Annotated in this window: 14 protein-coding genes; 6 read left to right on the forward strand and 8 right to left on the reverse strand. The window is 63.9% G+C overall.

The features are described 5' to 3' along the window. The first annotated feature begins 57 nt into the window (after positions 1 to 57). Positions 58 to 1,179 carry a beta-ketoacyl-ACP synthase III gene (locus EJ071_RS19030; protein ID WP_126099229.1) on the forward strand — a complete coding sequence of 374 codons (1,122 nt, stop codon included), beginning with the start codon at positions 58 to 60 and terminating at the stop codon, positions 1,177 to 1,179. A 6-nt stretch (positions 1,180 to 1,185) separates the two neighbouring features. Here EJ071_RS19030 and EJ071_RS19035 read toward each other — a convergent pair whose 3' ends face one another. From EJ071_RS19035 to EJ071_RS19045, 3 genes are all read right to left on the reverse strand, one after another. Further along, positions 1,186 to 1,671: an isoprenylcysteine carboxylmethyltransferase family protein gene (locus tag EJ071_RS19035; RefSeq protein ID WP_245459920.1), complete on the reverse strand. Its 486-nt coding sequence runs from the start codon at positions 1,669 to 1,671 to the stop codon at positions 1,186 to 1,188. Between the two features lie 193 nt (positions 1,672 to 1,864). Then, on the reverse strand, positions 1,865 to 2,263 hold the full coding sequence (locus EJ071_RS19040) for a glyoxalase/bleomycin resistance/extradiol dioxygenase family protein (protein WP_126102646.1): 399 nt from the start codon (positions 2,261 to 2,263) through the stop codon (positions 1,865 to 1,867). Between the two features lie 29 nt (positions 2,264 to 2,292). Continuing rightward, positions 2,293 to 2,712, reverse strand: coding sequence for a hypothetical protein (locus tag EJ071_RS19045; protein WP_126099231.1), 420 nt, complete (start codon positions 2,710 to 2,712; stop codon positions 2,293 to 2,295). Between the two features lie 124 nt (positions 2,713 to 2,836). On the opposite strand from EJ071_RS19045, the gene EJ071_RS19050 reads away from it, so the two are divergent. Both EJ071_RS19050 and EJ071_RS19055 read left to right on the forward strand, forming a co-directional pair. Next, positions 2,837 to 3,505 (forward strand): TetR/AcrR family transcriptional regulator, encoded by a 669-nt coding sequence (locus EJ071_RS19050; protein WP_126099232.1) that lies wholly within the window; start codon positions 2,837 to 2,839, stop codon positions 3,503 to 3,505. Then, a complete protein-coding gene (locus EJ071_RS19055) occupies positions 3,480 to 4,097 on the forward strand; it encodes an MOSC domain-containing protein (RefSeq protein WP_126099233.1) in 618 nt (205 codons plus the stop codon). Before EJ071_RS19050 ends, EJ071_RS19055 begins: the two co-directional genes overlap by 26 nt. Here the strand turns inward: EJ071_RS19055 and EJ071_RS19060 are convergent. The 3 genes from EJ071_RS19060 to tsaA all read right to left on the reverse strand — a co-directional run bounded on the left by EJ071_RS19060 (position 4,094) and on the right by tsaA (position 5,991). Further along, positions 4,094 to 5,047: an aminotransferase class IV gene (locus EJ071_RS19060; RefSeq protein WP_126099234.1), complete on the reverse strand. Its 954-nt coding sequence runs from the start codon at positions 5,045 to 5,047 to the stop codon at positions 4,094 to 4,096. The genes EJ071_RS19055 and EJ071_RS19060 overlap by 4 nt on opposite strands. A 126-nt stretch (positions 5,048 to 5,173) precedes the next feature. Next, positions 5,174 to 5,488 carry a DUF2293 domain-containing protein gene (locus EJ071_RS19065; protein WP_126099235.1) on the reverse strand — a complete coding sequence of 105 codons (315 nt, stop codon included), beginning with the start codon at positions 5,486 to 5,488 and terminating at the stop codon, positions 5,174 to 5,176. Then, entirely contained in the window at positions 5,485 to 5,991 is a 507-nt protein-coding gene (tsaA, locus tag EJ071_RS19070) for a tRNA (N6-threonylcarbamoyladenosine(37)-N6)-methyltransferase TrmO (protein ID WP_126102647.1), read from the reverse strand. Before tsaA ends, EJ071_RS19065 begins: the two co-directional genes overlap by 4 nt. A 149-nt stretch (positions 5,992 to 6,140) precedes the next feature. Here tsaA and EJ071_RS19075 point away from each other — a divergent pair, with 149 nt between their 5' ends. Beyond that, a complete protein-coding gene (locus EJ071_RS19075) occupies positions 6,141 to 7,163 on the forward strand; it encodes a metalloregulator ArsR/SmtB family transcription factor (RefSeq protein ID WP_126099236.1) in 1,023 nt (340 codons plus the stop codon). Further along, the gene (gene metF, locus EJ071_RS19080; RefSeq protein ID WP_126099237.1) at positions 7,163 to 8,080 is read left to right on the forward strand and encodes a methylenetetrahydrofolate reductase [NAD(P)H]; all 918 of its coding nucleotides are present in this window, start codon (positions 7,163 to 7,165) and stop codon (positions 8,078 to 8,080) included. Before EJ071_RS19075 ends, metF begins: the two co-directional genes overlap by 1 nt. 583 nt (positions 8,081 to 8,663) lie before the next feature. On the opposite strand, the gene EJ071_RS19085 is transcribed toward metF, so the two are convergent. Then, complete coding sequence (locus EJ071_RS19085) at positions 8,664 to 9,584, reverse strand: DMT family transporter (RefSeq protein WP_126099238.1); 921 nt, start codon at positions 9,582 to 9,584, stop codon at positions 8,664 to 8,666. 213 nt (positions 9,585 to 9,797) lie between these two features. On the opposite strand from EJ071_RS19085, the gene EJ071_RS19090 reads away from it, so the two are divergent. Then, the gene (locus EJ071_RS19090; protein WP_126099239.1) at positions 9,798 to 11,018 is read left to right on the forward strand and encodes an alanine racemase; all 1,221 of its coding nucleotides are present in this window, start codon (positions 9,798 to 9,800) and stop codon (positions 11,016 to 11,018) included. Here EJ071_RS19090 and EJ071_RS19095 read toward each other — a convergent pair. Continuing rightward, positions 11,015 to 11,746, reverse strand: a complete 732-nt coding sequence (locus EJ071_RS19095) for an SDR family oxidoreductase (protein ID WP_126099240.1) — start codon at positions 11,744 to 11,746, stop codon at positions 11,015 to 11,017. The genes EJ071_RS19090 and EJ071_RS19095 overlap by 4 nt on opposite strands. Positions 11,747 to 11,843 lie beyond the last annotated feature (97 nt).

Consider the following 11,843-nt stretch of genomic DNA (forward strand, 5'->3'; position numbering starts at 1 on the left):
ACAAGGGTGGCCCGGCCCGCTTCGGCACCAGAAGGTTGCGCCTCGGACGGATTGGACATGCATCGCGTCATCATCAGCGGCATCGGCGCCGAAATCCCCGAGCCCGTCATCACCAATGAAGAGCTGGTCGAAAGCTTCAACAGCTGGGTCGATACCGAAAATGCGCGCCGCGCCGTCACCGGCGAGACGCCGCTGCAGAAATCGGACAGCGACTTCATCGTGCATGCGTCGGGCGTGCAGACCCGCCATGTGATCGAGCGCGAAGGCATTCTCGACCCGACCCGCATGGCGCCACGGATTCCGGCACGGCCGGACGACGCGCTGTCGCTCCAGGCGGAGTTCGGCATTGCCTCAGCCAGAAAGGCGATTGCCCATGCCGGCGTGGAAGCGTCGGATATCGACCTGGTGATATGCTCGGCCTCGCATCACCAGCGGCCCTATCCGGCGATCGCCATCGAGATGCAGGAGGCGCTGGGCACCAAGGGCGCCGGCTTCGACATGGGGCTGGGCTGCTCTTCCGCCGCGGCCGCGCTGCACATCGCGGTCAATCTGGTCAGGGCCGGGGCGCATAAGCGCATCCTGGTGTCGACGCCCGAAATCATCACCGGCCATCTCAACTTCCGCGACCGGCAGACGCATTTCATCTTCGGCGACGCCTCGGTCGCGATGGTCGTCGAAGGGCTCAACCAGGGCGAAAAGCGGCCGGGACGCTTCGAGGTGCTCGACACACGCACCTGGACGCAATTGTCGAACAACATCCGCACCAATCTCGGCTACCACACCCGCACCGCCCAGGACGATCCCTACCAGATCAAGCTCGAGGGCAATCTGATCAAGCAGGTCGGCAACAAGGTGTTCAAGGAAGTCACCGTCGCCGGCCACAAATTCATCGTCGAGTTCCTGGCCGAGCACGGGCTGACGCCGCAAGGCATCCGCCGCTTCTGGCTGCATCAGGCCAATGCGCGCATGAACGCGATGATCCTGAAACTCGCCTTCGGTCACGACGTCGACCACGACCGCGCGCCGATGGTGCTGGAACGGCTCGGCAACACGGCGGGCGCCGGCGCGATCGTCGCGCTGTCGGAAAACCATGCCGACATGAAGGCCGGCGATTTCGGCCTGCTCTGCGCCTTCGGCGCCGGTTATTCGATCGGCGGCGCGCTGCTCAGGATGTTGTAAAGCGGGTCAGGCTGGCGCGAAGGGCACCAGCATCGGCACGCGCCTGGCGTAGTCGTCATAGGCGGGGCCCAACTCGCCGCGCAGGAAGCTTTCTTCCAGCTTGGCCTTGACGACGATGCCTATAAGCAGGAGGGCGGCGCCGGCGATGCCCCAGACCGTGCCTTTCGCCGCCATGGTGGCGAGGATCGACAAAAGCAGGCCGGTGTAGATCGGGTGGCGGACTAGCCGATAGGGGCCGGTGTCGACCACCCGGTGATCGGCCTTGGCGGTAATGGTGCCGGACCACAGCTTGCCGAGATGCAGGCGCGCCCACCAGGCGAAGGCGATGCCGACGGCGATAAGGGCAACGCAGATCCAGGCCTCGGCAAGCGTCGGCGTCCAGAGCCGAAGCCGGCCGACATAGCCGTGCGCCGGCACGAATAGGAGGATGGTGCCGGCGAGCCACAGTGCCCGATACTGGGCTTCCGCCCGGAAGCCTGCGCGCTTTTGCACGGGATCGGCCCAAAAGGCGGCCAAAGCCCAGGATACGATCCAAGCCAGCCACAAGGCAGCGATTGCGGGTCCGGGATGCATGATCAACCCTTTCGTCTTGGCGCCGCCATCAAAGCGACGCCGCGGGGCGAAAGATAGTGGCGGCCAGTAAGAACGTCGTGATCGCAAGGCGAGCGGCGAGCAGACACCGCTCCTATTCGCTCGAACAGCTAAACATCCACTGTATGCCAAAAGCATCGACGAGCATCCCGAAGCTTGTCCCCCAATACCGACGCGCCAGAGGCACGGTGATCCGGCCGCCCTCGGCCATGTTGCCGAACAGCGCCCGCATCGTGATGAGTTCGTCGAACTCCAACATCAGCGCCGAGCCTTTCATGGGCTCGGCGTCGTCATTGTCCGATGCGTGAAAAAGGATGCCAGGCCCCTCGAACCGGGCATGCAACACTTTCCCTCGCATGGCCTCGGTTCGCACGGGCATATTGTTTTCACCCCAACGCAGCAGGACTGTTCCCCGGCCGAGGCCACACCGTTCGTAGAAGGCGAGAGCCGCCTCGCAGTTGGTCGTGAAAAACAGCGAGGGAGAAAACCGCATCCCGTGCCCTTGCTTCTGAACCGTGGTCGTCATGCGGCGGCCATCGCCGCCGCGACCAGCGCCTCGCCTGAATATTGCCGGCCGCCGATGCCCCAGCCGCCGTCGGGCGCATTGAGGATGTTGATCCAGGTGTTTTCGGGCCTATGGCCCGGCACGCAAAGGTCGGTGACGATCCTTGCGGCAGCCGTAATGAATGCCTCTCTTGCCTCGATGGAGGCAAGGCCGATGTTCGGCAGTTTCAGCTCCACCATGACGACAGGCCGGTTGGCGCCGCCCGCATAGATGCGATGGTCCGGCAGGACATGGACCGTTCCGCCGACGATTGCAGTGAAAAATGAGTTTCCGGTGGCTCCGGAGGCCTCGATGAGCGCGGCGCTCAGGCGGGGAAGGATTTCGCGCTCCCCATCTGCTGTTAGCACGCCTTCGGGCGCGGTCACGGTGATCGGCATAATGGTTCTCCCTTGCTTTGCTGCGGATGGCCCTGACGGCTCTGGTGCTTTGCGCTTGTCAGGTTACGTATTGATCGTTACGTTACTTCAAATCGGCAAGTCAATAGGTTTCGTATCGATCACTATGGAAAATTTCGAGAAGTCACGCGGCGGCAGGCCGCGCGCATTCGACCCGGAGGTTGCGCTCGACGCCGCGATGCATCTGTTCTGGGAGCATGGCTATGAAGCGACCTCGCTTGCCATGCTGCGCGAGGCCATGGGCCTGACGCCGCCGCAGATCTACAGCGCCTTCACCGACAAGGAGACGCTGTTCCGTCGGGCGCTGGCGCGCTACCACGAAAGGGAAATCGGGTTTGCGCTCGACGCGCTCAGCGCGCCGGTGCCGGTCAAGGAGGCGATCCGTTTGCTGCTGATGGGCGCGGCTGAGGCCTACACCCAGCCGGGCAAGCCTGGCGGCTGCCTTTTCATCAGCGGTGCGCTGGCGGCCTCGCCGCAGGCGCAAGGCATCGCGGACGAGCTCAAGACATATCGCAAGGCGACCGAAGCGGCGATCGCGGCGCGGCTGGTCAAGGGCCAAGAGGCCGGCGAATTGCCGGCGGATCTGTCCGTCGAGCGATTGGCCAAATACCTGACCGGCGTCATGCACGGAATGTCGATCCAGGCGCGCGACGGCGCTTCGGCGCAAGACCTCAGGGCTTTGGCCGAGATCGCTCTTGCCGCCTGGGCAGCCGAAGTGCGAAAAGCGGCCGACTCAAATGGCGAAACCGATGCCGGACCTGTTCCCCACGATTGAAACGCCCATCGAGATCGTGCCGGGCCGCAAGCTCGCGGCGATGGCCGCGGCGCTTTACGTGGCGCCTTCCGATCATTTCGAGACGAGGCGGGTAGAGGAATTGCGGCTCGGCTTCGACGGCATCGAGGGCGATTTCCATGCCGGCGCGACACGGCGCTCCGGCGGGCGCGAGCCTTGGTATCCTCGCGGCACCGAGATGCGCAACGAAAGGCAATTGTCACTGGTCGCCGCCGACGAGCTGGCCATCGTCGCCGAGCGCATGGGCATCGCGGAGATCAAGCCGGAGTGGATCGGGGCTAACCTGCTGATCGAAGGTGTGCCGCATCTTTCCATGCTGTCTGCGGGATCGCTGCTGTTCTTCAAGGGCGGCGTGACCATCAAGGTCGATGCGCAGAACGGGCCCTGCCGCTTCTCCGGCCGTTCGATCGCCGAGAACGCCGGCATGGCCGATCATGAGGCGGGAGCGCTGCTGTTCCCCAAGGCGGCGAAAAGGCTGCGAGGCCTCGTCGCCTGGGTCGAGAAGCCAGGCATCATCAGGGCAGGCGAGGAGATCTCCGTGCGGGTGCCGGAGCAGTGGATCTATCGCGCTTAGTAGCGCACCGGGTTCGACCAGGCCGGATCGCCGTGCCTTTTCCAATAGAGCGCCATCAGACGCTCAGTGATCACGCCGACCTTGCCGTCGGCCACCGACGCGCCGTCGATCGTCGTGACGGGCATGATGCCGCCGGCAGTCGAGGTGATGAAGACTTCGTCGGCTGTTTTGAGCGCGGCTACGCTGACATCCGCCGCCACCGCAGAGAGCCCCGCCTCGGCGCATAGGTCAAACACGGTGCGGCGCGTGATGCCAGGCAGAACGCCGACGGCGGGCGTCGACAGTTTGCCCGCCTTGACGCAGAACACGTTGAAGCCTGGACCTTCGGCGACGTTACCGTTGAAGTCGAGGATCAGCGCGGTGTCGGCGCCGCGGTCATAGGCGTCGTAGAGCCCACGCACCAGGTCCAGCCAATGGTAGTTCTTGATCGAGGGATCGATCGAGGCAGGCGGGATGCGCACCTTGTCGCTGATCGCGACATGGAGGCCGCTTCGCAACTGCTCGGCATTGGCGACCGAGCCGAACGGGACGGCGAAAGCCATAAACCGGTTGATCGCCTGCCGTGGATCGCGGCTGAAGGTCGGCGAGGCGCCGCGCGTACACAGCATCTCGACATAGGCTGCTCGATGGCCGGACAGCGCAACGCAGTTGTGAAGGATTTCGGCGACGCCGTCGCGGTCGAACGGAATCGCCATGCGGAGCTTTTCCAATCCGCCGAAGAAACGCTCGAGATGCAGGTCGAGACGGAAAAAGTGGCCATCCCAGACATGGACCGTGTCGTAGGTGGCGTCGGAGTGCAGAAAGCCCCAGTCGAGTACCGAGACCTTGGCCTGCGACATCGGCAGATATTGTCCATCCAGGTAAGCCACCCCGTCCGGATAAGCGTGCGGGTCGACGTGACGGTCCGAAAGCAGGGGGAGCGGCCCGGCGGGCTTGGCGGCTAGGCTCATCTCGTCTCTCCCTCGTTGTTGCGGCAAGGGCAGGCTAGCGTCCGGTCCCAAATGAAGTAGAGCCAGGCCGCCGGCGTTGCTTGGCCTGTGAGGCGGTTGCGCGGTCCAGGCGGTTCCCCATCGGCCTCACTCGTCCTCGTCGTCCTCCTCCAACAGGCGAGTCGCCCGCCAGCGGGTGAGCACCTCATTGGTCTTTCCGATGACGAAGAAGCGCGCCGAGTCCCGGTCGTAGCCTTCGGCGAGCAATCTCTCGTAGTCGGTATGGGCGTGGCGGACATGGGCGATGGTTGCCAGCCAGACCGCGATCGTCGGCGGCAAGGTCTTCATATGCACTGAACCGGCGTCGGCGCGGATCTTTTCCATGTCGGCATACGGGGCGAGCGGCAGGAGCGCGGTCAGCGCCTTGGCAATGGCGCGGCGGCGGCCGGTCGGCGCGCTCATTCCTCGTCGCGCCCCGCAATGAACGCTTCAGGGAACGCATCGGTCGAGGCGTAATAGGGCTTGATGTCGATGACCGGCGTGCCGTCGAGCATGTCGATGGCGTCGATCTCGATCCGGCCAGCCTCGATATCGAGTGTGACAAGCTTCGCGACATGCAGCCCTACAGGGTTCGGCCGGGCAGGGGAGCGCAGCGAGAAAACGCCTTTCGGTTCAGCCGCATGGCGCGGTTTCTGCACGATCAGATTCCGCGGCGCATGATCGAGCCAGGACAGGACGACGAGGTGGCTGGCGCGGTCGAGATTTTGCAGTCCGGGGCGATAGCGCTCGTCGATCAGGATGGTTGCCGTCCGTCCGGTGTCGCGGGCGGTGCGCATGTTCTTGGGACAATCCTCGCGACTGGTCCAGGGCGAGACGATATGGCCGATGAAGACGACATGGCCGTCCGGCGGCAGATCAGCCGGGTCGGTCTCCAGAAGCTTCTCACCCTCGCGCATCTCGAACATCGGCTTGGTCCCTGTCAGTCCGCGGAAGAGCGGCGAAGCGCATGCCGATTGCGGCTGCGCCATTTTCTTGTCCGGAAGCGACATAGCGCTTGCCATGGTTTCAAAATCGACATAAACATATCTTTATATCTTTCAGTGAGAACCCGCTCATGCATGTCACGCTCGACACGATGGTAGATACATTGAAGGCGGCGGCCGAATCCAGCCGCCTGCGCATCCTCGTGCTGCTGTCGCGCGGCGATCTCACGGTCTCCGACCTTACCGAAATCCTCGGCCAGTCGCAGCCGCGCGTGTCGCGGCATCTGAAGCTCCTGCTCGATGCCGGGCTGATCGGCCGCTACCAGGAAGGGTCCTGGGCCTTCTTCAGGCTGTCGGACACGGACGCCTCGCGCGATTTCGTGCAGCGCCTGGTCTCTGGCGTGCGTGAGGCCGATCCGCAGGTGGTGCGCGATCTGGAGCGGCTGGCGGCGGTCAAGCGCAAGCGGCAGGACCGGGCCGCTGAATATTTTTCCGAGAACGCCGCAAGCTGGGATCGCATCCGCTCGCTGCATGTGCCGGACCGCGCGGTGGAAGCGGCACTGCTCAAGCTCGTCGGCAAGCGGCCGTTCCAGTCGATGCTCGACCTCGGCACCGGCACCGGCAGGCTGCTGGAGATTTTTGCACCGCTCTACCGGCGCGGCGTCGGCATCGACATGTCGCGCGAGATGCTGACGGTGGCGCGCGCCAATCTCGACAGGGCGGGCGTCGCCAATGCGCAGGTGCGCCAGGGCGACATTTTTTCGCCGCCGGTCGAGCGCAACGCCTTCGATCTCGTCACCATCCACCAGGTGCTGCACTATCTCGACGATCCGGCGCGCGCTATCGGCGAGGCGGCGAGGTTGTTGCGTCCAGCGGGCAGACTGGTCATCGTCGACTTCGCGCCCCATAATCTGGAGTTCCTGCGCGACCAGCACGCCCATATGCGGCTTGGCTTTTCCGACCGGCAGATCGCCGACTGGTTCGCGGAGGCCGAGCTCGACCTCGAGGACAGCCAGGAATTCGAGCCGCGCGGCGGCAATGAGGCAAGGCTCACCGTCAAGCTCTGGCTCGGCCGCGACCGCCGGCTGCTGATCGCCGACCCATCCAACGACACGCTTCCAGCCAAAGCATATCCAATGGGGGAAACAGCCTGATGAACCAGTTCCGCTTTTCCCGCCGCCCCGACATTGGCGACAAGGTCCGGGTTTCGTTCGAGTTCTTCCCGCCGAAGACGGACGAAATGGAGGTAAGGCTGTGGGATACCGTCACCCGGCTGGAGCCGCTCAAGCCGAGATTCGTGTCGGTGACCTACGGCGCCGGCGGCTCGACGCGCGAGCGCACCGCTCGCACGGTCAGGCGCATCTTGAACGAGACGACGCTGACGCCGGCGGCGCACATGACCTGCGTCGACGCGGCCCGCCATCAGGTCGACGCCGTCATAAGTGAATTTGCGGAGATGGGAGTCACCCGTTTCGTCGCCTTGCGCGGAGACCCGGCCGCGGGTGTCGGAACTGCCTACCGTCCGCATCCCGAAGGCTATGCCAACGGCGCCGAACTGGTCGGCGCGCTGAAGAGCGCCGGCGATTTCGACATCTCTGTCTCGGCCTATCCGGAAAAGCATCCGGAAAGCCCGGATTTCGCCACCGACATCGACATGCTGAAGCGCAAGGTCGACAATGGCGCGACGCGGGCGATCACCCAGTTCTTCTTCGACAATGATCTCTACGAGCGCTATGTCGAGCGGGCGCGCCGCGCCGGCATCTATATCCCCATCGTGCCTGGCATCCTGCCTGTGCACAATTTCACCCAGGTCGCCAATTTCTCCTCGCGTTGCGGCGCGCTGGTGCCGGCATGGCTGGCCGAGCGCTTCGAAGGGCTGGAGAACGATCCGCAGACGCATGCGCTGGTCGCGTCGGCGGTCGCGGCCGAGCAGGTTCACGATCTGGTCGAGCGCGGCGTCGGCGATTTCCACTTCTATACGATGAACCGCGCCGACCTGGTGTTTGCCGTCTGCCACATGATCGGCATCCGCTCGCATGAATCGGAGGCGACAGGGTCGGCCGCGGCCTAGGGTGTGTCGACATTCAGGTGAGGCCGGCCCTGCAAATGGCGGCTTCCTGCGCTTCCGGTGCTCACGTACTTTGAGTACGCTCCGCTCCGGTTCTCGGAAACCACCATTCTCGACTCGTCCTGACCTGAATCTCAAGACACCCTGATGCATGTCGCCCAAAAGTGTGCAGCTGTTTTGGGAATACGACATGCATCAAAACAAAGACTGAAATGACAAAGACTGAAATGGAAAAGGCCGGGTGGAACCCGGCCTTTTCGAACTGTTTGGACTACTCTCGGTACTGATCTTCCCGGCTTTGGCGGGTCAGGGAAGAACGCCTATGATAAGGGCACCGATGAATGCGAATGCGGCACAAATCATCAAAGCGTTGATTGGCCTCGTCAGTCCCATGCCATAGCCTCCTCTTCAGAGCTATGGCCGGAATCTAGAGTCATTTGGGTCACAGGCAAGCGGAAAATATGCTGCATTGCGACGTGATTGTGGAATTTGCGGCTTCCGATTTGCCATTAGCCGTTGAAACTCTTCGGCAAAAATCGATCCAAAAGTTGTGAATAAATTGTGGCGGCGCTGTGGCATGACACCGCTACCATCGGCCGAACAGGCGCCCGTCGATGGTGACCAGCCCGAGTCCGATCAGCGCCATGCCGCCGATTTCAAAGGCCGCCAACCGTTCGCCGAGGAACAGGAAACCGAGCAGCACGGCGCTGACCGGCACGATCAAGGTGACCAGCGAGGCATTGGTTGCGCCGGCCGAGGCGACGAGGTTGAAATAGAGGATGTAGGCAAAGGCCGTGGACAGCAGCGCCAGTCCCAGTACCGCGGCCCAGACCGGCGGCGAGGCCGAAAACAGCCCGGCCGGGCCATGGGCAATGAGCACGACGGGGATCATGATGATGGTCGATGCGGTCAGTTGCCCGGTGGCGATGACCGGCGACGGCACGCCCTTGAAGCGGCGCGCGATCATCAGGGCGACCGCGTAGGAGAGCGACGCGCCGATCAGCGCGAACTTCGCCCAGACCGGGCCGCCAAGCCCCGCGAGCAGGCCCGGACCGATCATGACAGCCGTTCCGGCGACGCCGAGCGCGATGCCGGCGAGCTTGTTCCACGACAGCTTCTCGTCCGTGGTGAGCGCATTGGCGAGGACCAGCGTCCAGAACGGCGTCGTGGCGTTGAGCACCGAAGCGACGCCGGCGCCGAGCTCGGTCTGGCCGGCGAAGATCAGCGAGAAGGGGACGACGTTGTTGGTGAGCGCCAGCAGGAAGAATAGGCCAGCACGAGGAAAGGCGAGGCGGAAGGACGGGCCCCGCATCGCCAGATAAAGCTGGAGCGCTGCCGCGGCGATGGCGACGCGAAACAGCACCAGCGCCAGCGGATGGATCTCCGACACCGAAACGCGGGCAAAGAAGAACGAGCCGCCCCAGATCGCGCCGAGCAAAAGCAGCTGCGCCCAGTCTTTGAGCGTCATCGGTCCGCGCGTCGCCGCGACGCCAGCCGTAATCGTCATCTCGTCAACCCCCCCAGTCCGGTCGCAATCTCAAGCCGGTCGAACAGCTGCAACCGATATCCGGTTTAGCGGCAAGGGCCACCCAAAACCTGACCACTGGTTTAGCGTTGGCGGAAAGGGTGCGGCCGGCCGCGCGGGAAGGCGAGACACAGAACTGTTTTCTTTGGCGGCTAGCTAGGATTAATTGTGCGCGGCCAGATCAAGGATTCGTCCATGCAGCGATTCGAAAATGCCCGCGAGGCGGCACTGGCGCTTCGCCCGGACGATCCGGTCTACTGCTTCCGCCCGCAGGTGCTGAAAGCCGATGCCTTGCAGTTCATGGGCATGTTCCCGGGCAAGACCGCCTATGCAGTCAAGACCAATGGCGAGCAGATCGTGCTGAAGACGCTGGTGGAGGCCGGCGTCAGCGCCTTCGACGTCGCCTCGCCCGGTGAGTTCGCCGCCGTGCGCGCCGTCTCGCCGGATGCCGAAATGCTTTACATGCACCCGGTCAAGGCGCAGTCGGACATCAAGCTGGCGCTGGAGAAATACGGCATCCGGGTGATTTCGCTCGATCATGAGGACGAGATCACCAAGCTGACGCGCGTGGTGCGCGCGCTCGATATCGACCCGGGCGCGGTGACGGTGTTCGTACGCATCCAGACCAAGGGGCACGCCGCCTATGAGCTGTCGAAGAAGTTCGGCGCTGGACCCGCCAACGCGGTGGAGCTTGCCGAGCGGCTCAATCGGACCGGCTACAAGGTCGGGCTGTGCTTCCATGTCGGCAGCCAGATCGAGGATCCCGACACCTATGAGCGGGCGCTGGCCTCGGCCGACTGGGTGCGCAACCGGCTGACCTTCGACATTGCCGGGCTGGATGTCGGCGGCGGCTTTCCGGCCGAGTACGGCCACGACCCCAATCGCAGGCACATCGAGATGCCGTCGCTCGGCCAGCTCATGTCGCGGTTGGCGGGCGATCTGAAGGAGTATCAGTTCGACCAGATGCCGCTGGTGGCGGAACCCGGCCGGGTGATCGTGGCGCGCTGCCTGTCGCTGATCGTGCGCGTGCTCTTGCGCAAGGGCAAGCGGCTCTACATCAATGACGGTATCTGGGCGTCGCTCTCGGATTCATGGACCGGCAAGATCACGCTGCCGGCGCGCTTCATTCCCGATCCCGCGATCCGCACGCGCAACGGCGCCGAGAAAAACATTGTGCCGTTCAAGGTCTGCGGCGCGACCTGCGATTCCGTCGACATCCTGTCCAGGCCGTTCTGGCTGCCGGAAACGGTCGACACCGGCGACTGGATCGAGATCGGCCATATCGGCGCCTACTCGCTGTCGCTGAGGACGCGCTTCAACGGCTTTTTTCCCGATACATTCGTCGAATTGGCGACGCCGTTCGACGAGGGTGACGCGCCGGAGGGGTTCGCGAGCCTGGAGACGATGGCGGACTAGGCGACCCCGCCGCCGGCCTGGATGTTCTCGCCGGTCAGCCAGCGGGCCTCATTGCTGGCCAGGAAGACGGCGACGTCGGCGACGTCGCGCGGCGCGCCGATCCTGCCGAAGGGCGACATGCCGGCAGCAACGGCGCGGTCACGCTCGGGCAGCAGATCCGTGTCGGTGAAGCCGGGCGACAGGGCGTTGACGGTGACGCCGCGCGGCCCGAGTTCGCGCGACAGCACGCGCACGAACTGTTCGACGGCGCCCTTGCTGCCGAGATAGAGGGCGGCGTGCGTGAAGTACATCTTTGTCCCGCCAGTGGAGACTGCAATGATGCGGCCGCCTGCACGTACCCGGCGTGCCGCTTCCTGGAGCGTGAAGAAAGTGCCTTTGGCGTTGGTGCCGAAGACAAGGTCGAAATCGGCTTCGCTGGCCTCGACCAACGGTTTGATGACGGCGACGCCGACATTGGCGACGACGATGTCGATTGCGCCCAACTGGCTCTCGGTCTCGTCGAACAGGCGGCGAACGTCCGGCACGCTGGATATGTCCGCCTGAATGGCGATCGCCTTTCCGCCCTTGCTCGTGATGGCGGCCACCACCTCGTCCGCGGCTTTGCTGTTGCTGACATAGTTGACGACGACAGCGGCGCCGTTGGCTGCGAGTCCTTCCGCGATGGCGCGACCAATGCCGCGCGAACCGCCTGTGACGATTGCGGTTTTGCCCTGAAGCGCATGAGACATGTTCAGTTCCTTCAATTACTCCTTGCCGCGTCGGTTGCGCGACGGGCTGGCAATTGAGAAATAGCGGTATGCAATTGGTCAGATAATGGCCTATTAT

Source organism: Mesorhizobium sp. M1B.F.Ca.ET.045.04.1.1 (assembly GCF_003952465.1).
Taxonomy (GTDB): Bacteria; Pseudomonadota; Alphaproteobacteria; order Rhizobiales; family Rhizobiaceae; genus Mesorhizobium; species Mesorhizobium shonense.